The organism is Streptomyces sp. JLYT201 (assembly GCF_059448825.1).
Genome location: NZ_CM182551.1, coordinates 1,875,938 through 1,898,039 on the forward strand (window position 1 = coordinate 1,875,938; position 22,102 = coordinate 1,898,039).

Below are 22,102 nucleotides of genomic sequence, written 5' to 3' on the forward strand. Positions count from 1 at the left end.
CCGTCAGCCCAGCTCCAGGGTGGTGATCCCGAACACCTTCTCCCGCGCGAACTCCCGTACCGGACCGGTGTACATGCGGGCCGTCGCGAACGTCGGCCTCATGCCGCGGGCCTCGGCGAGGGCGACCGCGGGCGCGTGGGACTCGGGCACGTCGATCGAGACGAGCGCCCCGTCGAGACCGGCGGTCAGCGCGTCCAGGAGCGCTTCGGCGTCCGCGCGGCTGTCGGCGAACAGCGGCCCGATCCGCACGCCGTCACGCGCCGGGCGCGCCACCCCGTACCCGGTGACGCGGCCGCCGTCGACGCGGGCGAGCGCGCGGTGTCCGGGCGTGCCCAGCCAGGAGGCGAGGAACCTCGGCCGGTCCGCGGGGCAGCAGGAGCTGTCGTACGCCAGCAGGGCCTCGTGCCCGACCTCGGCGGCGGGGCGCACGCGTGCGGGCACCGGTCCTCCGGCCGCCGCCGGGCCGACGTAGCGCAGGGTGTCGTGGCGGTGTGCGAAGCCGGAGCGGCGGTAGTTGTCCTGCTGCGCCGGTACGCCGTCCAGGCCGATCGTGCGCTCCCCGGCGTGCGCGAGCGCGGCGCGCCAGGTGGCGATGCCGTGCCCCTGGCCGCGGGCGTCGGGGCGGACGAGGTAGAAGCCGAGGAACGCGTACGCCGGGCCGTAGTTGACCACGGAGATGGCCGACACCGGCTCGCCGTCGACGCGGCCGATGAAGAAGCCCTCCGGGTCCTGGGCGAAGAAGGACTCGGCGTCCCGCAGCCCGGGGTTCCAGCCCTCGTCCGCCGCCCAGCCGGTGACGACGCGCCAGTCGTCGGGCGTGGCGGTGGCGAGCGCGAGCCGGCCGGGGGCGTGCCGTTCGGGGGTGAGCTGACCGGGGGCCGGGTTCTCCATCGCCGCACCTTCCTTGGACGGGTCGCACGCGGTACGCGTGCGCGCAGCTCTCCCATCCTGCCCCGCGCGGACCCCGCGGATCAGCCCGGTGGGCGTCGCCCTCCTTGACGGACTTCCAGATAGAGGTGCATGCTTACGTTAGAGCTTATAACTACAGCGTGAACGCCACCCCTTCAGAAGAGGCTCACTCATGGTCAAGACCACCGCACCCACCGCCACCGCCGTGGCCACGGCCACCGAGGTCGTCCTCCCCGGCGTCGTCGAGCCCGACGGGCTCACCGTGCGCCACCGGCCCGCCCCGGCCCCGGGACCGGGCCAGGCGCTGCTCGCGATGGAGGCCACCGGCGTCTCCTTCGCCGAGCAGCAGATGCGCCGCGGCAAGTACTTCGACCAGCCGCCGTTCCCCTTCGTGCCGGGCTACGACCTGGTGGGGCGGGTGGTGGCCACCGGGCCCGGCGTCGACCCGGCGCTCGTCGGGGACCGGGTCGCGGCGCTGACCAAGACCGGCGGCTGGGCGAGCCACGTCGCGGTGGCCGCCGCCGACCTCGTGCCCGTACCGGAGTCCGTCGCGTCCGCGGACGCCGAGACGCTCGTGGTGAACGGCGTCACCGCCTGGCAGATGCTGCACCGCACCGCGAAGGTCCGGGCGGGCGACACCGTCGTGGTGCTCGGCGCGAACGGCGGCGTCGGCTCCACGCTCGCGCAGCTCGCCCGGATCGCGGGCGCCCGCGTCCTCGGCACCGCCTCGCCCCGCCACCACGACGCGCTGCGCCGGCTCGGCGTCACGCCCGTCGACTACCGCGACCCCGAGCTGTACGAACGCCTGCGCGCGCTCGCGCCGGACGGGGTGCGGGCGGTCTTCGACCACGTGGGCGGCGAGGGGATCGTGGAGTCGTTCCGGCTGCTCGCGCCCGGCGGCACCCTCGTGTCGTACGGCACGGCGTCCACCCGTGACGTGGCGGGGTCGTCCAAGGCCCCGGTCCTGAAGCTGTTCGCGCGCCTCGCGCTGTGGCAGGCGCTGCCGAACTCCCGCCGCGCGCACTTCTACAACATCTGGGCCGGGCGGCGCCGCGCCGAAGCCTTCCGCGCGCGCCTGCGCACGGACCTGGAGCAGGTCTTCGCACTCCTTGCCGACGGCAGCCTGACCGCCCAGGTCGCCGCGCGCGTGCCGCTGTCCCGGGCGGCCGACGCCCTGCGCCTGGCCGAGTCCGGCACCGTCACCGGCAAGGTCGTCCTGGTCCCGGACGCGGCCGTGCCGCGGGGCGATGCCTCCGGCACATGACCGCCGCACGAGCGCACTTCGGGCCCCACCACCGCCATTCCAGGCCGATTTCACCCCATCCCGCGCAGATTGCGCCCGCAGTACCCCGCCGGGGCCGCTCCCCGGGGAAGGTGGTCCCAGCACCCAACGGGACCACGGACACCGGGGAGGCAATGTGCGGCAGCACCATCCAGCGCGAGCCCGCGCACGGAAGCGGCGGCGCGGCCGGGAGGGCGAGGGCCTCACCCCGCCGCCCGCGCACGCACCGCCCGAACAGCTCCTCTTCGGGGGGCGGTTGCGCAGTGCGTGGGGATGGACCGTGCACGAGGGTGCGCAGCTGAGGACGTCGTTCTTCACCATCCTGCGGCAGATCCCCACGCTCATCGGGCACACCGCCGTCCTCGGCTGGCGGGCCGATCCGCTCGCCCTGGTGGTGGTCGCGGTGGCACAGCTGGGCCAGGCCGCCGCCACCGCGTTCGGCCTGCTGGCCACCAACCGCGTCCTGGTGTCCCTGTTCGCGGCGGGCCCGACGGCCGACCGGGTGCAGGACGCGCTGCCGTCCCTGCTGGGGGTCGCCGCCGCCAGCGCCCTCGCGGCGACGCTGCGGGCCGTGTCCTTCGCGGCCTCGGGCAGACTCGGGCCCAAGGTGGAGCGCATCGCGGCCCTGTCCATGCTCAAGCACGTCATCCGGGTCGAGATGGAGCACATGGAGCGCGCCGACTTCCACGCGGCCCTCGACTCCGGGCAGCACGGCCAGACCGCGGCGCGCCGCCTCATCGAGCACACCCTCGGCATCGTCGAGGCCGCGATGGCGCTCCTCGCCGTCAGCGGAGTCCTCGCCGTGCTGCACCCGGCGCTGCTTCCGCTGCTCGTCGCCGTGGTCGTGCCGAAGGCGTGGGGCACGGTCCGGGCGGCGCGCCGGACGTACGAGTCGGTGCAGGTGTGGCTGGAGCACGTGCGGCAACTGGGCGCCCTGCGCAGGCTGCTGATCTCGCAGGACGCGGCGCCCGAGCTCCGGGTGCACGGCGCGGGGCCCTTCCTCCTCGACCAGTTCGACCAGATGGCGGCCCAGGCCTCGGACGAGCAGACGCGCCTGGCGCAGCTGGAGGCCAGGACCGACCTCGGCACGTCGGCCCTGTCCGGACTGACGGCGGCGACGACGTACGCCCTGCTCGCCTGGCTCCTGACGCACGGCCACATGCCCCTCGCCTCGGGGGCGACGGCCGTGCTCGCGCTGACCAGCGGCACGGCGGGGCTGCGGCGCCTGGTGACGAACATCCATCACCTCTACGAGCAGAGCCTGTTCATGACGGACCTCATCCGGGCCCGCGAGGAGGCCAGGCGGCGGGCCATCCCGGCCACGGGCGCCGCGGTGCCCGAGCCGCCCGCCGAGATCACCTTCGACCGGGTGACGTTCCGCTACCCCGGCCGTGAGCGGAACGCCCTCGACGGCGTGTCCCTCACCGTCCGCAGGGGCCAGGTGATCGCCCTGGTCGGGGCGAACGGCTCCGGCAAGACGACCCTGAGCAAGCTCCTCGCGGGCCTGTACCTGCCGTCCGCGGGCACCGTCTCGTGGGACGGCACCGATCTGCGCGCACTGGCGCGCGACGACGTGTTCGGGCACGTGGCGCTGGTGCCGCAGGACTTCCAGCGGTGGCCGTTCACGGCCCGCGCGAACGTGGCGATCAGCCGCCCGGCCGAGTTCCACGACTCCGGCCGCCTGGACGCGGCGGCCGCGTACGCCGACGCGCACCGCGTCCTCGACGAACTCCCGCACGGCTGGGACACCTTGTGCGAGAAGGGCTACGAGGGCGGCGTCGACCTCTCCGGCGGGCAGTGGCAGCGCATCGCCCTGGCCCGCGCCTACTTCCGGGACGCGGCCGTCCTCATCTGCGACGAGCCCACCAGCAGCATGGACCCGGCCGCGGAGATCGACGCGTTCGACAAGATCCGCGCCCTGGCCTCGGCGGACCAGACGATCGTCCTGGTCACGCACCGGCTGCACAGCGTCAAAGAGGCCGACGTCATCTTCGTCCTGGCCGAGGGCAGACTCGTCGAGCACGGCGACTTCGCCACGCTCATGGCCACCGAGGGGCCGGGCGTCTTCCGGCGGCTGTTCGAGCTCCAGTCGCACCAGTACCGCACGGACCCCGTCGGCACCGGCCCGGGGTGCCCGGAGGAACCGCTGCCCGCGGGCACCCTGGACGGCGTGCCCGCGCAGCCGCGCAGGGACCGCGCGGCCAGGCCGGACGGGGCCCCGGCTAGCGGCTCAGGCGGTTGAGGCGCAGGGCGAGTTGGAGCTCCAGGGCGCGGGCGGGGGTGTTCCAGTCGGCGCCGAGGAGCCGGGCGGTGCGCTCCAGGCGCTGCACGACGGTGTTCACGTGGACGTGCAGCACGTCCTTGGCGCGGGCCGGGCTCCCGCCCTGGTCGAAGTAGGCCTCCAGGGTGCGGACGAGGTCGGTGCCGCGCCGGGCGTCGTAGGCGAGGACGGGCCCGAGGACGCGCTCCACGTATCCGGCGACGTCCGTACGGTCGCCGAGCAGCACCCCGACGAAGCCGAGGTCCGGCAGGCTCGCGCCCTCGCCCGCGCGGCCGAGGACGGTCAGGGCCCGCAGACAGCGCCGGGCCTCCGCGTGGGCGGCGGGCAGCTGCGCGGGTCCGGTGGCGGGGCCCGCGGCGCCGACGGTCACCGGGGCGCCGAGCGCCTCGCCGAGTTCGGCGGCGAGGCGCTCGGCGAGCGGGCCCGGCGCGGCGGTGGGGGCGAGCAGCACGACGTGACCGCCCTGCGGGCCCGCGAGGCCGCGCAGGGCGCGGGCGTGGCGTATCGCGCGGGCGGCCAGGCGGCCGCGCAGGTCCGGTTCGCCGCGCAGGACGAGCACGGCGGTGGGCTCGGTGAGGTCCACGCCGAGGCGGCGGGCGCGCAGGGCGAGCCGTTCGGCGCGGCGCGGGTCACTGGTGTGCGCGGCGGTGAGCAGGTCGTCGAGGAGTTCGCCGCGCACCCGGTCCTCGGCCTCGGCCACCGTGCGGCGCAGCAGGAGCAGCAGCGCCGTGTCGAGGCTGGCGCGCTCGAACAGGCGCCGGTCGCTGTCGGTCAGGTCGGGGCGGCCGCCGAGCGCGATGCTGCCGAGGAGTTCGGGCCCGGCGAGCACGGCGGAGACCCAGACCCCGTCGACGTGCACGGCCCGGCCGCCGGAGCGGGACGCGGCGACGCCGCGCCCGGGCGGGCACGGCGCGTCGGCGCCCACGCGGGCCAGTTCGGTGCCGTCGGCGTCCTGGATGACCAGGCCGCCGTCGAGGAGCGCGGCGATCTCTTCGGCGACGTCGGCCACGTCGCCGCCGCGCAGCACGATGTCGGTGAGCCGGTCGTGGGTCTCGGCGGCGCGGCGCAGCGCCTCGCTCTGCGCGTGCGCGGTGGCCGTCGCGGTGTTCAGCTCCACGAGCGCGGCGCGGGTCTCCTCCAGGAGGCGGGCGCCGTCGATGGCCACGGCGGCGTGGTCGGCGAGCGAGGCGAGCAGCGCGATCTGGTCGGGGGCGAAGTCGCGGGGGCTGCGGTCGGCGGCGTACAGGACGCCGATGACGCGGCTGCCCACGCGCAGCGGCACGCCGAGGATGCCGCGCAGGCCCTCCTCGCCGACGCCCGTGTCGATGGCGCGGGTGTGCTGGAAGCGGGTGTCGACGCGGTAGTCGGCGCTGGCGTAGGGCCGGGCGGTCTGGGCGACGAGCCCGCCGAGGCCCTCGCCCATGCCGAGCCGCAGCTGCTGGAAGGTCGCGGAGGCGCAGCCGTCGGTGACGCGCATGAACGTGTCGCCCGCGGCGGGGTCGTTGAGGGTCAGATACGCGACGTCGGTGCCCAGCAGCAGCCGGGCCCTGCGCACGATGGCGCGGAGCACCGCGTCCAGGTCGGTGAGGGCGGCCAGGTCGCCCGCGGTGTCGAAGAGCGCGGACAGCTCGGCCTCGCGGCGGCGGTGCTGGTCGAGGGTGCGGCGGACGGCGAGGGCCGCGTCGGCGGCCTCCTCGATCAGGGCGAGCTGCGCCCGGTCCGCCCCGGCCGCCCGGGCCGCGGCCGCCGGGCGGGCGAACTGCTCGGCCGGGGCGTGCCGGCCGAGCAGGTCGATGAGTTCCCGCAGGGCCGCGGCGGCGTCCGGGGCGGGGGCGGTGCGGGTGCCGGGGCGGGCGTGGGCGGATGCCATGGGGCGGCTGCCTTCCGACGTGCGGTGGGTCTCCACGACCTCGGCGGCGGGTCGCTTCAGGAGGGGTCGCCGGAGCGTACCGGCGTGGGGGCGCCCGCGGCCTGCCCGCGCGCGTCCGGCTCCGCCCGCGCGCCCGGCCGCCCGGACCCGTCCGGCTCTCCCGGCGCCTTCGACTCTCCCGGTCCGTCCGGCTCTCCTTGCCGGTCCGGCTCTCCTTGCCCGTCCGCCTCGCCTCGTACGTCCGCCTCGCCTCGTACATCCGGCCCTCCTCGTACGTCCGGCTCCGCCTGCGCGTCCGTCTCCGCGCGGCCGAGGTCCCGTCCCCGGGTCTCGCGGGCGAGGGCCACCGTCACGGTGGTGACCACGGCGGCCAGGCACAGGTACAGCGCGACGGGCGCCGACGAGTCGTACTCCTTCAGGAGTTCCACCGCGATGATCGGCGCGAGCGCGCCCGCGACGATGGAGGCGAGCTGCGAGCCCATCGAGGCGCCGGAGTAGCGCACCCTGGTGTCGAACATCTCGGAGATGAACGCGGCCTGCGGCCCGTACATGGCGCCGTGCAGGAGCAGCCCCACGGTCACGGCCGCCGCGATCACGGCGAACGACGCGGAGTCGACGAGCGCGAAGAAGGCGAAGGCCCACAGCGCCATGCCCACCGACCCGATGAGCGTCACCGGCCGCCGCCCGATCCGGTCGGACAGCGCGCCCCAGGCGGGGATGGCGGCGAAGTGCACGGCGGAGCCGATGAGGACGGCGTTCAGGGCGGTGGACTTGGGCAGGTCCAGGTGCTTGGTGACGTAGACGAGCACGAAGGAGGTGAGGACGTAGTACGAGATGTTCTCGCCGAAGCGGGTGCCGATGGCGGTGAGGACCTGCCGCCAGTTGGTGCGGAACACCTCGACGACGGGCGTGTCCTCCTTGGCCCCGCGCGCGGCGGCGGCCTCGGCCTTGGCGCGCGCTTCGAGGAACAGCGGTGACTCGCTGACGGAGATCCGGATCCACAGGCCGACCATCACCAGGACGCCCGACAGCAGGAACGGGATGCGCCAGCCCCAGGAGGTGAAGGCGGCCTCGGACTGCACGGCGGCGAGCAGCGCGAGCACCCCGGTGGCGAGCAGATTGCCGCCGGGGGCGCCCGACTGCGGCCAGGCCGCCCAGAACCCGCGGTGCGCGGCGCCCCCGTGCTCGGAGACGAGCAGGACGGCGCCGCCCCACTCGCCGCCGAGCGCGAAGCCCTGGACGAGCCGCAACACGGTGAGCAGGACGGGGGCGCCGACCCCGATGGCCGAGTACGTGGGCAGCAGGCCCATGGCGAAGGTGGCGCCGCCCATCAGGAGCAGGCTCAGGACGAGCAGCTTCTTGCGCCCCACCTTGTCGCCGAAGTGCCCGAACACGACGCCGCCGAGCGGCCGGGCGAGGAAGCCGATGGCGTACGTGATGAAGGCGAGGAGGGTGCCGGTGAGCGGGTCGGTGGTGGGAAAGAACAGGTCGTTGAACACGAGCGCGGCGGCGGAGCCGTAGAGGAAGAAGTCGTACCACTCGATGGTGGTGCCGACCAGGCTCGCGGCGACGACGCGGGGCAGGCTCGTGCGCGGGGGCGGGGTGCTGGGCAGGGAGGCCATGGCGCCACTTCCAGGTGTGCGACGGGGACGTGTCCGGGTGGGTCGTGCGGGGCGCTGGGGTGCGGGGAGCCCGCGGAGTGCGGGGCGTTCGGTCAGGTCGCGGTCCAGCCGCCGTCCAGCGGCAGGGAGGTCCCGGTGACGAAGCCGGAGTGCGGGCCGCACAGCCACAGGACGGCCGCGGCGACCTCCTCGGGCTCGATGAGCCGCTTCATCGGGGAGCGGGCCAGGAGCACGTCGCTGACCACGGCGTCGTCGCTGACGCGGTGGGCGGCGGCCTGGTCCTGGATCTGGCCCTCGACGAGGGGGGTGCGGACGTAGCCGGGGCTGACGCAGTTGCTGGTGACGCCGTACGGGGCGCCCTCGACGGCGGCGACCTTGCTGAGGCCTTCGAGGCCGTGCTTGGCGGCGACGTAGGCGCTCTTGAAGGCGCTCGCGCGCCGGCCGTGGACGCTGGAGATGTGGACGGCGCGGCCCCAGCGCCGCGCGTACATGTGCGGCAGGGTCTGCCGCAGGAGCAGGAACGGGGCGGTGACCATGACCTGTTGGACGAGCGTGAACCGCGCGGGCGGGAACTCGGTGAGCGGGGCGACGTGCTGGAGCCCGGCGCTGTTCACGAGGATGTCCACGGCGGTGGGCAGCGCCGCGATCGCCTCCGCGTCGGCGAGGTCCGCGGTGTGCGCGTGGCCGCCGACGGCGTCGGCGACGGCCTTCGCGGCCGCCGCGTCGATGTCCACGACGTGCGTGTCGGCGCCCGCCGCCGCGAGGGCCGTCGCGCAGGCGCGGCCGATGCCGCTGCCGCCGCCGGTGACCAGGGCGGTGCGGCCGCGCAGGTCCACGGCCGCCGAAGCGGCCCGGCGGGCGGCGGAGTCTGGGTGAGGTCCGCTGTTCATAGCCGGAAACCTAGGGTCGGCGCGGAGGCTCGCCCATGGGGTCGACCACCACAGTCCCCACCGGCCCTGTGGTGGCTGACCCCATGACTCCGCCCGCGGCCGCGGGGACCGGGTCAGGTGTCGAGGCCCCAGGCGCGGCCGAGGCGGTGGGCCGCGCAGAGGCCGACGTCCAGGAGGTTGGCCCCGGCCGTGCCGCACTGCTCGCTGCCCGTGCCGGGGTCGACGGGCTGGCCGTGCCCCATGCCGGTGATGCTGTACGTCTCCACGGCGGGGGCGCCGTCCGGCCCGCGGAAGACCTGGTGCGGATAGCCCGCGACGGTGTCGCTGACGTCGGCCGTCCGGTCGGCCCCGTGCACGTCGGTCCACTGCTCCACGAGGTCGGTCATGTTGACGGCGTTCACCTTCTGGTCGGCGGTGCCGTGCAGCACGGTGAGCGCGGGCCAGGGGCCGCCGTAGCCGGGCCGCGCGGCCCGTACGCGGTCGCCCCACTGCTTCGGGCCGAGCCCGCCGCCGGAGCTCATGCACACCCAGGGCGAGGCGGCGGCCTGGGCGCAGCCGTAGGGGAGACCCGCGACGACGCCGCCCGCCGCGAACCGCTCCGGGTACGCGGCCATCATCACCGCGGTCATCGCGCCGCCCGCGGAGAGCCCGGTGACGTACACGCGCCGGGAGTCGCCCGCGACGTCGGCGAGGTGCCGGTCGACCATCTGCGCGACGGACGCGGCCTCGCCCTGGCCGCGCGCGATGTCGGGGGCCTGGAACCAGTTGAAGCACGAGGAGAGGTTGTTCACGGGCTGCTGCTGCGGCAGCACGAGGGAGAACCCCCACCGGTCGGCGAGCTCGGTCCAGCCGCTGCCGGTGCCGTACCCGGCGGCGTTCTGGGTGCACCCGTGCAGCACGACGACCACGGGCCGTCCTGCGGGCAGCCCGTCGGGGACGTAGCGGAACATCCGCAACAGGCCCGGGTTGGTGCCGAACCCGGTGACTTCCTTGAGGGCCGCGGCACCGCTGCGCTGCGGCGCGGCGACGGCGGGTGGGACACCCGGCAGCAGGGCCAGGACGAGGAGGAGGGCGGCGGTCAGGGCGGCTGCGGCGGCCCTGCGGCGGTCGTGCGGTGCGGCTCGGGTCTCGGTCATACGCGCGGACTGTAGGAGCGGGAGGGGGCCCGGCCCATGGGGCGCGGGACCACAACTCGTGCGCGGTGGGTGGGGGTTGGCGCGGGGGTGGGGTGGAGGTCGGCACGGGGCGGGGGTTCGCAGGCGCGCTCGGCCGGGGGGCGCAGACGCGCTCGGCGGGGGGCATGCTCGGCGGGGGGCGCAGGCGCACTCGGCGCGGGCGCAGGCACGCTCGGCGGGGGGTTCGCAGGCGCGCTCCTGGGAAGGAAGTGTCCCAGCGTCAGCCCCGTAACACCGGAACACTCCTGAAGGGCAGCCCCATGACCGACCTCGACTCCCCCGTCCCGCGGTTCCACCTGGCCATGCCGGTCGACGACTTGGAGGCCGCCAGGCGCTTCTACGGCGGCGTGCTCGGTCTGGAGCAGGGCCGCAGCTCGGACACCTGGGTCGACTGGAACCTGCACGGGCACCAGTTCGTCACGCACCTCGCGCCGGAGCGCGCGCCGCGCATACACAACCCGGTCGACGGCCACGCCGTGCCGGTGCCGCACTTCGGCCTGCTCCTGAGCGTCCCGGCGTTCCACGCGCTGGCCGAGCGGCTGCGCGCGGCGGGCACCGACTTCGTGGTCGAGCCCTACGTCCGCTTCGCGGGGCAGAAGGGCGAGCAGTGGACGATGTTCCTGCTGGACCCGGCCGGGAACGCCCTGGAGTTCAAGGCGTTCGCGGACGACGCGCAGGTCTTCGCCGTGTGACGGGCCGCGGCGGGCGCCGGATCCCGTCGCGCGCCGCGTCGGCTGCCCCGGATCAGCCGTTCCGGAGCAGCCGTGGCGGATCAGCGGTGACCGATCAGCTCTCGTGGATCAGCCGTTGCGGATCAGCCGTTGCGGCCCATCGCCTTGTGGATCCAGCCCGCGTAGGCGGGTGCGCTGGTGTAGAGCCCCGGGCCCTCGCTGCACGGCACGCCCGGGGCGCCGGGGCCCGAGGTGACGCCGATGAGCTCCCAGCGTCCCTTGCGGTCCCGCTGGAGCTGCGGGCCGCCGGAGTCGCCGTTGCACGCCATGGCCTTCGGCACCTGGCTGATCGTGCACAGACGGGTCTTGTCCGCGTAACCCGGCGCGCACTCGGAGACCGCTCCCCGGCGCGTGTCGAGCTCCTGGAGCCGGTTCGGGAAGACCCACTTGGTGGGGTCGGGGGATTCGACGACGGTGCCGAAGCCCAGGAGCCGCGTCGGGGTACCGGGCTTCCCCGGCTTGTCGGCGATGCGGATCGGCTTCTCCGCGACCGAGCGGTCCAGGCGGATCAGGGCGACGTCGTTGCGGTTGGGCCCCGCGCCCTCGCCGTTCTTGTAGCCCGGGTGGGACACCGTCTTCACGACGTTGCGGACCGTGCCTCCGGACTTCTTCCACTCGCTGCCGACCCGGACGGTGCCGTCCAGGGTCACCAGCGTCGGGTCCACGCAGTGGGCGGCCGTGAGCACCCACTTCGAGTCGATCAGGGATCCCCCGCAGACGCCCTTGAAGGTGGGGTCGTCCACGCCCGTCACCGGGATCGACACCATGGCCGGGTAACGCTGGGTGGAGTCCTTGCCGTTGACGATGGCTTCGGCGCTGCCGGACATCATGGCGGCGCACGCCGCTCCGGCCAGGGCCACCGCTGCGGTGCGCGCCACGGTGCGGCGCGAGGACTTGAGGCTGAACACAGGGTCTCCTAGTGGTCGAACATCACGAACTGCGGTCGAGATGCCGCGGCGTTCGGTCGAACAGTGCGACGTGCTCAGCCTCCGCGATCAAGTGGAACTGATCCATCCGGCCAGCGGGCCCATATCGGGTCGGGCCACCGGGTCCCCGCGGGCTCGGGCCACCCGGCCGACATGAGGTAGGGAGAACCCCCCCTACGGCGCGTTCCGCTATTCCCAGAGAATTCCGTAGATTCCCGGCGTCGGATTGAATTCGATGTACTGGAAGTGCCCCTGGGCCTCGCCGCCGGACAGCTCGCGCAGGATCTTCTGCGCGGAGCTCTCGGATTCCTGGAAGAAGGCCCGGCAGCGCGCCGGTCGGTATCCGTCGTCGAAGACGGCCTCCAGGACCACGTCCCGCGTACCCCGATGGGCGCGAATCTTGGTGAATCGGTCCGTCTGCCGCGGTGGAAAGGCGATGCCGAACTCCGTCAGGGCCAGGCCCCCCGCGCGCAGCGGCGGGTCGAGCAGGAACTCGAAGGCGCTCACGCCCGACTCCGGGTCCCCGCGGAACCGGCCCAGGCGACAGCCCCGGGTCAGCCGGACGCGCGGGGCCTGCGGCAGCCGGGCGTAGCGCGTCACGTAGATCATCCGGGTCGCGCCCGCGGAGCCCCCGGCCAGGACGCGACTGACGTGCATCACCAGCTCCTGGCCCTCGGCCCCGATGTGCGTGCGGACGCGGTACGACAGCGGCCGGGGCACGGCCAGGTCGATCCAGTCGGCGTCGAGCTTGGTCAGGGCGCGCAGCACGGCGTCGGCCTGGTCGCCCCACTGGCCGCGCAGGGCGGCCGCCGTCTCGGCCGCCACCGGGGGCCGCCCGCGCGGCCTGCGCGGGGGCAGCGCGGCGCGCAGCCGCCCGGGCGGCAGGGCGAGGACCTCTTCCAGGACCGTGACGGCGGCGAGCGAGGCGGCCCTTTCGGGGCGGCTCTGCCCGGTCTGCCACGCGCTGAGCGTGCTGGTGCTGACCGGTGTTCCCCGCGTCCGCAATTCCCTGGCGAGCTGGTCCAGACTAAGCCCGCGCGCGGCGAGGGCATTCCCGAGAGTCCGGCTGAATTCCATGGCGCCGCATGCTATCCCCGGCCCGTCCGGAGTTATCCAGTCCGGTGCGGGATATTCCTGGGCGCTTTCCGGCGGCCGTGGTTCCTTACCGGGCAGCGGCTTCTTCCGGAGCCTCTTCCCCCACCTGTCCCGAGCTTCCTCGCGGGCGTCATCGGCGCAGCGAGCCCGCGCATCCCCCACGGAGGGACCTCTGATGAACCACGTGAAACCCGGCAGCAGAGCCGTCTGGAGCACCGTGTTCGGCGTCGTCGCGGTGGCCGGGCTCGGCGGCGGCCTCGCCGTCTCGGCCCCGCTCCACCCCGACGGCGAGGGCGCGGGGCGCGAGACGTCCGGCGCCGTCACCGTCGCGGTGGCGGGCGACATCTGCGGCTCCGCCTGCGACCAGACCGCACCGCTGATCACGAAGATGAACCCGCGGGCGCTGCTGACCGCGGGCGACAACGCGTACGACGCCGGATCGGCCTCGGACTACCGCCAGCGCTACGCCCCCTACTGGGGCGGGTTCAACGCGATCGTGCACCCGTCGCCCGGCAACCACGAGTACAAGACCAGTGGCGCCAAGGGCTACTTCGACTACTTCAGCGGCAACGGCGTCACGGTCGGCGAGCGCGGCAAGGGCTACTACAGCTTCGACGTCGGCGACTGGCACCTGGTCGCGCTCAACTCCAACCTCGGCTCGTCCGCCGACACCGCCCAGCGCCAGTGGCTGGACAGGGACCTGTCCGCCTCCACCAAGCCGTGCACGCTGGCCTACTGGCACCACCCCCGGTTCTCCTCCGGCGACCACGGCGACCAGAGCCGGATGTCGAGCCACTACAAGATCCTCACGGACCACCGGGCGGACGTGGTGGTGAACGGGCACGACCACCACTACGAGCGGTTCGCGCCCGCGATGGCCGACGGCAGGAAGGACGAGGCGAACGGCCTGCGCCAGTTCGTCATCGGCACCGGCGGCCGCGCCCTGTACGCGAAGACCAGCACGTCGAAGGGCCCCTCCGAGGTCTTCCACAACCGCACCTTCGGCGTGGGGCAGTTCGACCTGTCGGCGACCGGCTACACCTTCACCTTCCGCCCCGTCGACGGGCGCACCTTCACCGACTCCGTGTCCGGCACGTGCCACCCCAAGGGACCGTCGGGAGCGGCGCGCTGACGTCGCCGTCCCCGACCGGGCGGATCCGGCGGCTCCGGTCCGCCCTGCCGAGGGGCGCGGTCACCCCCACGCCACCGCGCCCCTCCGCTCCCCCGAGCTCTTGGCGTGTGCGGAGTGTGAGGAGTGTGTCCATGTATCTCGCACAGACACGGGCGGCCGACGGCGCCCGCCCCCGGGCCGACCTGCCGCGGGCGCACGGCGCGCGGGCCCGGGTGCCCCCCACCGTGCTCACGCTCGGCGCGGTCAGCCTCGTCACCGACGCGTCGGCCGAGATGGTCACCGCGGTCCTGCCGCTGTACCTGATGTACGGCATCGGCGTCGGCTATCTCCAACTCGGCGCCCTGGACGGGCTCTACACCGGCGCCACCGCCCTGCTCCGGCTCGTCGGCGGCTACGCGGCGGACCGGCTCGGCCGTCCCAAGGCCGTCGCCGCCGTCGGCTACGGCCTGTCCGCCCTCACCAAGCTCGGCCTGCCCTGGCTCGGCACGTCGGCGGGCGGCGTCGGGCTGCTGCTCGCCGCCGACCGCACCGGCAAGGGCCTGCGGACCGCGCCCCGTGACGCGCTCATCACCGGCGCCACGCCCGAGGAGCACCTGGGCCGCGCGTTCGGCGCGCACCGGGCGATGGACGCGACGGGTGCCCTCCTCGGCCCGCTCCTCGCCTTCGCCGTGCTGCTCGCCGTCCCCGGCGACTACGACGCGGTCTTCGTGGTGGGCTTCTTCCTCGCCCTGGCCGGGGTGGTGCTCCTGGGCGTCTGCGTGCGGCCCGACCGCGTGCCGTCCGCTCCGGACAGGGCACGGGTCACGCGCGCGTGCCTGACGGCGCTCGGCGCCCGGGACGTCCGCGGGGCGGTCCTCACCTCGGGGCTCCTGGGCCTGCTGACCGCCGGTGACATGTTCCTGTATGTCGCCCTCCAGCAGCGGATGGACCTGCCCGCGCGGGCGCTGCCGCTGCTTCCGGTGGCGACGGCGCTGGTGTTCACGGTGGCGGCGGTGCCGCTGGGGCGGCTCGCCGACCGCGTCGGCCGTCGGCGGCTCTTCCTCGCCGGGCACGGGGGGCTGCTCGTCGCCTATGGATGCGTGGCCGCGGCACCGGCCGCCGCGGCGACGGCCGTCGTGGTCCTCGCCTTGTACGGGCTGTTCTACGCCGCCACCGACGGCGTGCTGATCGCGCACGTCGGGCCCCGGCTCCCGGCGCGGACGCGGACGACCGGGCTCGCGGTCGTCCAGACCTCCCAGGCGCTCGCGCGGGCGGGCGGCGCGGTGGCCTTCGGGGCGGTGGCGGCGACCGCGGGCCTGTCCGCAGCCTTCGCCGCCTTCGCGGTATCCCTGCTGGTCGTCGTGGCGGTGGCCGTGGCCCTGCCCGGAAGGAGGACGTGATGACGCGCGCACGGACCGTGCTCGGCTTCCTGCTCACCGGCGTGCTGCTGGTGACGGCCACCGCGTACGTCCTGGGGCGGCGCGGCGAGGGGGCGGCCGCTCCGGACGGGCTGCGCCTGCGCCTGGACCGCCACGGGACCGTGGTGTACGTCGACCGCGACCGGGTCCGGCAGCTGACGCCGCGCGGCGCGGCGGTCGGCGACGGCCCCACCTGCCAGCGCGCGGCCACCGCCCGGTCCACCCTGATCTGCGTGCGCACCCGGCCCGGGCCGCTGTCCGCGCAGTCCGCGCAGGTCCGCGTGTACACCGGCGGCGCGCGCGGGCCCGAGGTCACGCTGCCCGTGTGGGGCGCCCCGAGCAGGGCCCGCGTCTCGCCGTCCGGGCAGCTGGTGACCTGGACCGTGTTCCGCACCGGCGACTCGTACGCCGTGCCCGGCCGGTTCTCCACCACGGCGGGCATCTACGACCTGCGCGACGGCCACCACTACGGCTCCCTGGAGGACTTCGAGCCGTTCGTCGACGGCGAGCGCTACCGGGAGCAGGACGTCAACTTCTGGGGCGTCACCTTCGCCGCCGACGACCGCACCTTCTACGCGACGATGGCCTCCCAGGGCCGCACCTGGCTGATGCGGGGCGACCTCGTCCGGCGCACCCTGACCGCGGTCCGCCGCAACGTCGAGTGCCCGTCCCTCTCGCCGGACGGCCGACGCATCGCGTACAAGAAGCGCACGAAGGACGGGCGTTGGCGTCTGCACGTGCTCCGGCTCGGCGGCGGCGCGGCCGCGCGCGGGTCCGGGGACGGCCCGGGCGTGCGCGAGGACGTCGCGCTCGCGGAGACCGCGCACGTGGACGACCAGCCCGCGTGGCTGGACGACGCCACCCTCGCCTATGCGCGTCCGGTCGACGGCACGCCCACGCTCTTCACCGTTCCCGCCGACGGCTCCGGCCGCCCGCGCCGGCTCGCCGCGGGCTCGTCCCCGACCCCGGCCACCGGCTGACCCCTCAGTCCCCCACCGTCCTTGCCCTGCCACTCCCACCCCCACGCGGAGGATTGTCATGTTCAGATCTATTCGACCGTTCCGGCGCGCGGTGATCGCCGGGTTCGGCGCCGCCGCCCTGCTCGGCACCGCGATGGCGGTGCCGCACGCGACGGCCTCGCCGCGGGCGGGCGCGAACGCGCCTCGGCGGCTCGCCGCCCCGGCGGCCGCGGAACTCGCCGGGGCCCTGCGGGACGAACTCGGTCCGCGCTCGGCGGGCAGCTACTACGACGCCGCGCACCGCGCCCTCGTCGTCGACGTCCTCGACCGGGCGGCCGCCCGGCAGGCCGAGGAGCACGGCGCCCGGGCCCGCGTCGTGCGCCACTCGCTGCGGGAACTGGGCGCCGCCCGGCGCGTTTTGGAGCGGCGGGCCACGATCGCGGGCACCGCGTGGTCGATCGACCCCCGGAGCAACCGGGTCGAGGTCGTCGCCGACCGCACGGTCAGGGGCGCCGCGCTCGCCCGCCTCCGCGCCGTGGTGGACGGGCTCGGCGACCGGGCCTCGCTGCGCCGCGTTCCGGGCGAGCTCGCGCCGAGCCTCGCGGGCGGGGACGGCATCCGGCGCAGCGGCGGCGGCTGCTCGCTCGGCTTCAACGTCGTCAAGGACGGCAAGCCGTACTTCCTCACCGCGGGCCACTGCGGCAGGGCGGGCTCCACCTGGTCCCCGACGAGCGGTTCGGCCGTGGGCACCATGGAGGACTCGCGCTTCCCCGGCGACGACTTCGCCCTGGTGCGCTACACCGCGAACACCGCCCACCCCAGCGAGGTCAACCTCTACAACGGCACCGCCCAGCCCATCACCAAGGCGGGCGAGGCGATCGTCGGCCAGAAGATCCAGCGCAGCGGCAGGACCACGCGGCTGCGCGACGGCGAGGTGACGGCGCTCGACGCCACCGTGAACTTCCAGCAGGGCACGGTCAAGGGCCTCATCAAGGCCGCGGTCTGCGCGGACCGGGGCGACAGCGGCGGCTCGATGTTCGCGGGCGACACCGCGCTCGGCCTGACCTCGGGCGGCACCATAGGGTGCGGCGGCGGCCGCAAGGGGCCGATGTACTTCCAGCCCGTCACCGAGGCCCTCACCGCGTACGGCGCGGGCATCCGCTGACGGGGGGGGCGGGGCCCGCGGATCACCGCGGGCCCCGGCCGGGCTACTTCCAGTCGCCGCACCACACGTAGGCGCCCGCGCTGTTGACGGAACACGCCCTGATCTTGAGGTCCTTGATCTTCACGCGCGGGTCGGTGTGCAGATTCGTGTGCACCCCGCTGTCGCTCGTGTCCTTGACGCTGTTGAGGGTGCGGACGACCGGCTTCCAGGTGCCGCCGCTCAGGACGGAGTAACCGGCCTCGATGCGGGAGTCGTTGCCGTCCCGCATGATGTCCCACAGGTTGCCGTAGACGGCGCCCTTGCCCGCCTCCCAGTCCACGCGGGCCACGATCCGCGCGCCCTCGGTGCCGTAGTTCGGGGTGATCACCTGCCGGGAGTTGGCGTACTGGACCTCCCCCGCCACCCAGTGCTCGGGCGCGGCCGCCGCGGGCGACACCAGGGTCACGGCCGCGAGCGCGGCTCCGGCCGACGGCGCGAGGACGCGCGCGGACACCTTGGCGAACTTCATGGAACCCCCTTCTCCGCCCCGGATCGCGGGGCCTGTGGTGCACGGGCGGCCCACCCAAACACGCGGTCACCAGGCTTGTCATCGGCTCTAGGGGGTTACGCACCTGTCACCGTGCCGATCGAGCCACCTAGGGGTCGGGCAGGGGGTCGGGGCCCGAACCGCGGGGCGTCACCCCCGGCTGTAGCCCCACGGGTGTACCCGGGCACCGGGAGTGTCCGCCGGGGGCCGATGGCCGCTCGCCCGCCCGTGCCTAGCGTGAGGGCAGCGCTTCACGACGCTCCTGTCGCGAAGGGACACCGGTCGAAAGGTCCTCCATGAGACGCATGCTCCTCGCCGCCTGCGCGGTCCTCGCCGCCGCGCTCACCGTCTCCGTCCCCGCGGCGGCGGCCCGCGCCGAAGCCCCGGCGCCACCGCCGCGCGCGGCCGCGCCGGAGCTGCCCGCGCCCACGGGAAAGCTGCCGGTCGGGATGGCCGCGGTGCACCTCAAGGACGCGGACCGGGCGGACCCGTGGGTGCCCGGGCAGCGACGGGAGCTGATGGTCTCCGTCTGGTACCCGGCCGCGAAGCCCTCGGGCACGCGCGCCCCGTACATGACGGCCGACGAGTCGAGGACGTACCTCGAAGCCGGCGCGGAGGACCTTCCGCCCCAGGTGCCGAGGGACGTCCTGAGCACGGTGGTGACCCATGCCGGCGTCCGGGCCGCGCCGGTGCGGGCGCGCGGCGGTCTGCCCCTGGTCGTGCTCTCGCCGGGCTTCGGCATGCCCCGGGCCACCCTGACGGGCCTCGCCGAGGAGCTGGCGAGCCGCGGCTACGCCGTCGCCGCGATCGGGCACAACTACGAGGCCGACGGCATCTCCTTCCCAGACGGGCCCACGACGACCTGCGTGGCGTGCGCGCACCGGGACTACCCCAAGGTGGGCGCGGTGCGGGCCGCCGACGTCTCCTTCGTCCTCGACGAACTCACCGGCGGGCGCCCGGCGTGGCGCGGCGGCCCGCGCCTGGACCCCGGCCGCGTCGCCATGGTCGGGCACTCGGCGGGCGGCTTCAGCACGGTTCCCGCCATGCTGCGCGACGCCCGCGTACGGGCCGCGGTCGACATGGACGGCTCCTTCCACTTCCCCAACGACACGCCCCTCGACCGGCCGCTGCTGATGCTGGGCAAGCCGAGCCGCGTCCCCGGCGGCCCGGACCGGACCTGGGACGAGACCTGGACCGAACTCACCGGCTGGAAGCGCTGGTTGACCGTGGACGGCACCGAGCACCTCTCGTTCACCGACCTGGCGCCGCTGGGCGAGCGGCTCGGCCTGCCGCAGCAGCGCCTGGACGGCGACCGCGCCGACGCCGTCACGCGCGCGTACGTCACCGCGTTCGTCGACACCCACCTGCGGGGGCGGGACGCACCCCTGCTCGCCGGGCCCTCGGCCCGCTTCCCCGAGGTGCGGTTCCACCGGCCCTAGGGGGCGGGGCGGGGGCCGCCCGCCCGGGGCGGGGGCCGATCTCGCGGCCCCCGCCCCTCACCCGCGGGTCAGGCGGCCGACTTGGTGTGCGTCGGCGCGACGCTGCCGAGCTTGTCGACGGCCTGGTAGTACGTCCAGGCCGTCGCGTCGCAGGTGGTCTTCTTCGCGCCGCTGTAGTTCGCGCAGACTCTCTTCAGGTCGGCGTAGAAGGCGCTGTCGATCCGTGCCTTGTTGGCGCTGAAGGTGCCCATCTCCTTGTAGTTGCGGTAGCCGAAGTCGTGCCGGGCACAGGACGTCTGGAAGGGGAAGCCGAAGGGGTTGTCCGGGGACGAGGAGCAGTAGTCCGTGGACCAGTTGAACTGGTAGGCGCTCCACGCGCCCTGGTTGGCGCGGGCCGCGGCCCAGGCGTTGTAGCTGCCCGCGTCGGTCTGTGTCCAGCTGCTGAGCACCTGCGCCTTGTCCGCCGGGACGGCGGAGGCGGGGGCGGCCGCGAGGCCCGCCCCCAGCGTGAGGGCGGCGGCGCTCACGGCCAGGGTGGCAAGTCGACGACGCATGGGGGGTCCTCCTCTGTGCGGGCCCGTGGCGGGCCTCTTGTGGGGGGCGTGCCACGGCACCGCGCCCCGAGCGCGCGGTGCCGCCTGCTCATTGACGGCCCCTGACCTGACGGCCAGGGGTCGTCCGCACCGCGCGGGCCTTGCGACCTGATGGCCGAATGGCTGCGTCGGCATCTGAGCTATGCGACACGGGAGTTGGCTTGAAACCTCGAATCCGCCCGCGCGCGGCACGACCGCGCGCACACCGCGCGCACGCCCCCACCACCGCTCCGAGCACGGCGTCTCGTCGGCCAGGACAGCGGCGGCCACCGCCTCCCGGGCCGCCGTCGGCCGCCGCCGGCCGTCCGGTCCACGGTGGCCGCCGTGTCCTCGGCGGCTAGCGGGCGCGGCGCAGCGTGGCCGAGAGGTGGTGCTGGAGCGGCTGGCCGACCGCCGCGAGGTCGTGGGTGAACGTGAGCGCGCCGTCGTCGGCCAGGGCGTAGCGGCGGCGGGTGGCGTCGACCCGTTTGGCGGTGGGCGTGAGGGCCACCTGATGGGTGGAGACGTCGACGGTGCGGTCGGCCGCGACGCCGGTCGCGATCTCCACGATGCCGGTGGGCTGGGAGATGACCGCCTCGACGTGGCCGTCGGCCTGGAGCCGCCACCAGCCGCTCTCCCGGGCCGCAGGGCGCAGCGGCGCCCCGTCGGCGTCGAGGATCCAGGCCCGGGCCTCGTAGCGCAGGAAGGGCCGGCCGTCGTGGCGGAAGGTGACTTCCTGCGCGTACGCGAAGTCCCCGTCGAGCGTGGGGTATCCGCCGTCGCCCAGGCCGTGCCAGGTGCCGAGCAGCTCCGTCACGGGCGCGAGCAGCGGGTGCGGCGCGGGGGCGTCGTCCGGTCGGTGGGCGTCGGGGAACGGAAGGTCCGGTACGGGCTGCATGGCAGGGTGCGCTCCAAGGTCGGTACGAGGGCCGGTGCGGGGGCCGGTGCGAGGTCGGGACCACAGGCTAGGGCGTCGCGCCCGCGATCCCCGTCAGCCCGTCCGCCGGTGCGGCGGCCCGTCGGCCGCGCGCCGGGCGGGCCCCGCCGACCGCCCGGCGCGGCACCCCCGGACGGGGGTACCCCCCTGCCCCCGGCCCCCTCCGTCACCTGCTGACACGCGGGGCCACCCACGGTGCACCGCCAACTCATGGCGCGAAACCGGCGACTGCCTTACGCTCCCCGCCACAGGCGCACCACACTGGGACTCCACGACCAGCAGCGGGGCCGGCCGTGCGGCCGGTCCTGCCGTCAGCGACAGACGAGGAGTTGGTGAGATGTCGACGCACTCCCCCGAGCCGTCCGCACGGGCCACCAGAGAAGTGATCGACGCCTATCTGGCCCGGCTCGCGGACCGGGACCTGGACGGTGCGGTGCGGCTGTTCGCCGAGTCGGCGGAGTTCCTCGCCCCCGGCTCCCCCGCGGTGCCGTGGTCGGGGCACCACACCGGACACAAGGGCGTGACGCACTTCTTCACCACGCTCCACGAGTATTTGCAACCGGAGGAGTTCACCGTCACGCACATCCTCGTCGACGGCGAGCACGGCGTGATCATCGGCCATCTGCGGGACACCGTCAAAGCCACCGGCAAGCCGCTGACCACGCCGTTCGCCGCGCACCTCACGGTCGTCGACGGCCGGGTCGCGCGCTACCACCTGTTCGAGGACACCCACGCCCTGCACCGGGCCGTCACCGACGGCTGACCGGCCACCCCGCGGCACCACGGCAGGACCCGGTCGGGCACCACCAGGAACCACCAGGAGAGCACCGGAGATGACCTCCTCCAGCGGCAGGCCTTCCCACCCGGCGGTACGCGCCTTCGTCGACGCGGTCAACGCCCAGGACCAGCAAGCCCTCTGGACCGTCCTCGCCGAGGACGCCACCGTGATCGACGTCGGCACCGAGCGCGACCTCCACGCGTGGGTGGAGCGGGAGCTGTTCTCCTCGCACGCGCGGATGGAGGTCGTGCGCGAGTCGCCCGACGGCCTGTCCGTGAGCGCCCGCTTCCACAACGACATCTGGAACGACATCGACACCGCCTGGGAGTTCACGGTGTCGGACGGCGTGATCCGGCGCTTCGTCACCGGCCCCGACGAGTCCGGATCCGGTTGAGCCGGAACACGATCAGGGCCGC

19 protein-coding genes and 1 pseudogene are annotated in these 22,102 nt (G+C 74.8%); 10 read left to right on the top strand and 10 right to left on the bottom strand.

Annotated features, from left to right (window positions below; all coding sequences use genetic code 11):
- Nucleotides 1–3: 3 nt before the first annotated feature.
- Nucleotides 4–891: a GNAT family N-acetyltransferase gene (locus tag AC5WAM_RS07390; RefSeq protein ID WP_366790574.1), complete on the bottom strand. Its 888-nt coding sequence runs from the start codon at nucleotides 889–891 to the stop codon at nucleotides 4–6.
- A gap of 190 nt (nucleotides 892–1,081) precedes the next feature.
- Between AC5WAM_RS07390 and AC5WAM_RS07395 the strand changes: the two genes are divergently transcribed.
- The gene (locus tag AC5WAM_RS07395; protein ID WP_495522041.1) at nucleotides 1,082–2,173 is read left to right on the top strand and encodes a medium chain dehydrogenase/reductase family protein; all 1,092 of its coding nucleotides are present in this window, start codon (nucleotides 1,082–1,084) and stop codon (nucleotides 2,171–2,173) included.
- 298 nt (nucleotides 2,174–2,471) lie between these two features.
- Nucleotides 2,472–4,433, top strand: coding sequence for an ABC transporter ATP-binding protein (locus AC5WAM_RS07400; protein ID WP_366790576.1), 1,962 nt, complete (start codon nucleotides 2,472–2,474; stop codon nucleotides 4,431–4,433).
- Here AC5WAM_RS07400 and AC5WAM_RS07405 read toward each other — a convergent pair.
- From AC5WAM_RS07405 to AC5WAM_RS07420, 4 genes and pseudogenes are all read right to left on the bottom strand, one after another.
- Nucleotides 4,414–6,342, bottom strand: coding sequence for a helix-turn-helix domain-containing protein (locus AC5WAM_RS07405; protein WP_495522042.1), 1,929 nt, complete (start codon nucleotides 6,340–6,342; stop codon nucleotides 4,414–4,416). The genes AC5WAM_RS07400 and AC5WAM_RS07405 overlap by 20 nt on opposite strands.
- A 304-nt stretch (nucleotides 6,343–6,646) precedes the next feature.
- Nucleotides 6,647–7,964: pseudogene (locus AC5WAM_RS07410) on the bottom strand (MFS transporter); the annotation flags it as partial.
- Nucleotides 7,965–8,056: 92 nt separating this feature from the next.
- Nucleotides 8,057–8,854 (bottom strand): 3-hydroxybutyrate dehydrogenase, encoded by a 798-nt coding sequence (locus AC5WAM_RS07415; protein ID WP_366790579.1) that lies wholly within the window; start codon nucleotides 8,852–8,854, stop codon nucleotides 8,057–8,059.
- Nucleotides 8,855–8,967: 113 nt separating this feature from the next.
- A complete protein-coding gene (locus tag AC5WAM_RS07420; RefSeq protein WP_495522043.1) occupies nucleotides 8,968–9,990 on the bottom strand; it encodes an extracellular catalytic domain type 1 short-chain-length polyhydroxyalkanoate depolymerase in 1,023 nt (340 codons plus the stop codon).
- A gap of 299 nt (nucleotides 9,991–10,289) precedes the next feature.
- Between AC5WAM_RS07420 and AC5WAM_RS07425 the strand changes: the two genes are divergently transcribed.
- Complete coding sequence (locus AC5WAM_RS07425; protein ID WP_366790581.1) at nucleotides 10,290–10,721, top strand: VOC family protein; 432 nt, start codon at nucleotides 10,290–10,292, stop codon at nucleotides 10,719–10,721.
- Between the two features lie 122 nt (nucleotides 10,722–10,843).
- On the opposite strand, the gene AC5WAM_RS07430 is transcribed toward AC5WAM_RS07425, so the two are convergent.
- Both AC5WAM_RS07430 and AC5WAM_RS07435 read right to left on the bottom strand, forming a co-directional pair.
- Nucleotides 10,844–11,668 (bottom strand): S1 family peptidase, encoded by an 825-nt coding sequence (locus AC5WAM_RS07430; RefSeq protein ID WP_366790582.1) that lies wholly within the window; start codon nucleotides 11,666–11,668, stop codon nucleotides 10,844–10,846.
- A 207-nt stretch (nucleotides 11,669–11,875) separates the two neighbouring features.
- Nucleotides 11,876–12,763 carry a hypothetical protein gene (locus tag AC5WAM_RS07435; protein ID WP_366790583.1) on the bottom strand — a complete coding sequence of 296 codons (888 nt, stop codon included), beginning with the start codon at nucleotides 12,761–12,763 and terminating at the stop codon, nucleotides 11,876–11,878.
- Nucleotides 12,764–12,956: 193 nt separating this feature from the next.
- On the opposite strand from AC5WAM_RS07435, the gene AC5WAM_RS07440 reads away from it, so the two are divergent.
- The 4 genes from AC5WAM_RS07440 to AC5WAM_RS07455 all read left to right on the top strand — a co-directional run bounded on the left by AC5WAM_RS07440 (nucleotide 12,957) and on the right by AC5WAM_RS07455 (nucleotide 17,434).
- The gene (locus tag AC5WAM_RS07440; protein ID WP_495522044.1) at nucleotides 12,957–13,913 is read left to right on the top strand and encodes a metallophosphoesterase family protein; all 957 of its coding nucleotides are present in this window, start codon (nucleotides 12,957–12,959) and stop codon (nucleotides 13,911–13,913) included.
- 131 nt (nucleotides 13,914–14,044) lie between these two features.
- Nucleotides 14,045–15,292 carry an MFS transporter gene (locus AC5WAM_RS07445; protein WP_495522045.1) on the top strand — a complete coding sequence of 416 codons (1,248 nt, stop codon included), beginning with the start codon at nucleotides 14,045–14,047 and terminating at the stop codon, nucleotides 15,290–15,292.
- A complete protein-coding gene (locus tag AC5WAM_RS07450; protein ID WP_495522046.1) occupies nucleotides 15,292–16,290 on the top strand; it encodes a TolB family protein in 999 nt (332 codons plus the stop codon). The genes AC5WAM_RS07445 and AC5WAM_RS07450 overlap by 1 nt, the downstream gene beginning before the upstream one ends.
- Before the next feature lie 58 nt (nucleotides 16,291–16,348).
- On the top strand, nucleotides 16,349–17,434 hold the full coding sequence (locus tag AC5WAM_RS07455) for a S1 family peptidase (protein WP_366790587.1): 1,086 nt from the start codon (nucleotides 16,349–16,351) through the stop codon (nucleotides 17,432–17,434).
- Nucleotides 17,435–17,477: 43 nt separating this feature from the next.
- On the opposite strand, the gene AC5WAM_RS07460 is transcribed toward AC5WAM_RS07455, so the two are convergent.
- Nucleotides 17,478–17,942 carry a hypothetical protein gene (locus AC5WAM_RS07460; protein ID WP_495522047.1) on the bottom strand — a complete coding sequence of 155 codons (465 nt, stop codon included), beginning with the start codon at nucleotides 17,940–17,942 and terminating at the stop codon, nucleotides 17,478–17,480.
- A gap of 314 nt (nucleotides 17,943–18,256) precedes the next feature.
- Here AC5WAM_RS07460 and AC5WAM_RS07465 point away from each other — a divergent pair, with 314 nt between their 5' ends.
- Nucleotides 18,257–19,399, top strand: a complete 1,143-nt coding sequence (locus AC5WAM_RS07465; protein ID WP_495522048.1) for an alpha/beta hydrolase family protein — start codon at nucleotides 18,257–18,259, stop codon at nucleotides 19,397–19,399.
- 68 nt (nucleotides 19,400–19,467) lie between these two features.
- Here AC5WAM_RS07465 and AC5WAM_RS07470 read toward each other — a convergent pair whose 3' ends face one another.
- Together AC5WAM_RS07470 and AC5WAM_RS07475 are read right to left on the bottom strand one after the other, a co-directional pair.
- On the bottom strand, nucleotides 19,468–19,953 hold the full coding sequence (locus tag AC5WAM_RS07470) for a phospholipase (RefSeq protein WP_495522049.1): 486 nt from the start codon (nucleotides 19,951–19,953) through the stop codon (nucleotides 19,468–19,470).
- 376 nt (nucleotides 19,954–20,329) lie between these two features.
- On the bottom strand, nucleotides 20,330–20,869 hold the full coding sequence (locus tag AC5WAM_RS07475; protein WP_495522050.1) for a heme-binding beta-barrel domain-containing protein: 540 nt from the start codon (nucleotides 20,867–20,869) through the stop codon (nucleotides 20,330–20,332).
- Between the two features lie 376 nt (nucleotides 20,870–21,245).
- Between AC5WAM_RS07475 and AC5WAM_RS07480 the strand changes: the two genes are divergently transcribed.
- Nucleotides 21,246–21,671, top strand: a complete 426-nt coding sequence (locus AC5WAM_RS07480) for a nuclear transport factor 2 family protein (protein ID WP_495522051.1) — start codon at nucleotides 21,246–21,248, stop codon at nucleotides 21,669–21,671.
- A 70-nt stretch (nucleotides 21,672–21,741) separates the two neighbouring features.
- Complete coding sequence (locus AC5WAM_RS07485) at nucleotides 21,742–22,080, top strand: nuclear transport factor 2-like protein (RefSeq protein ID WP_138963004.1); 339 nt, start codon at nucleotides 21,742–21,744, stop codon at nucleotides 22,078–22,080.
- Nucleotides 22,081–22,102 lie beyond the last annotated feature (22 nt).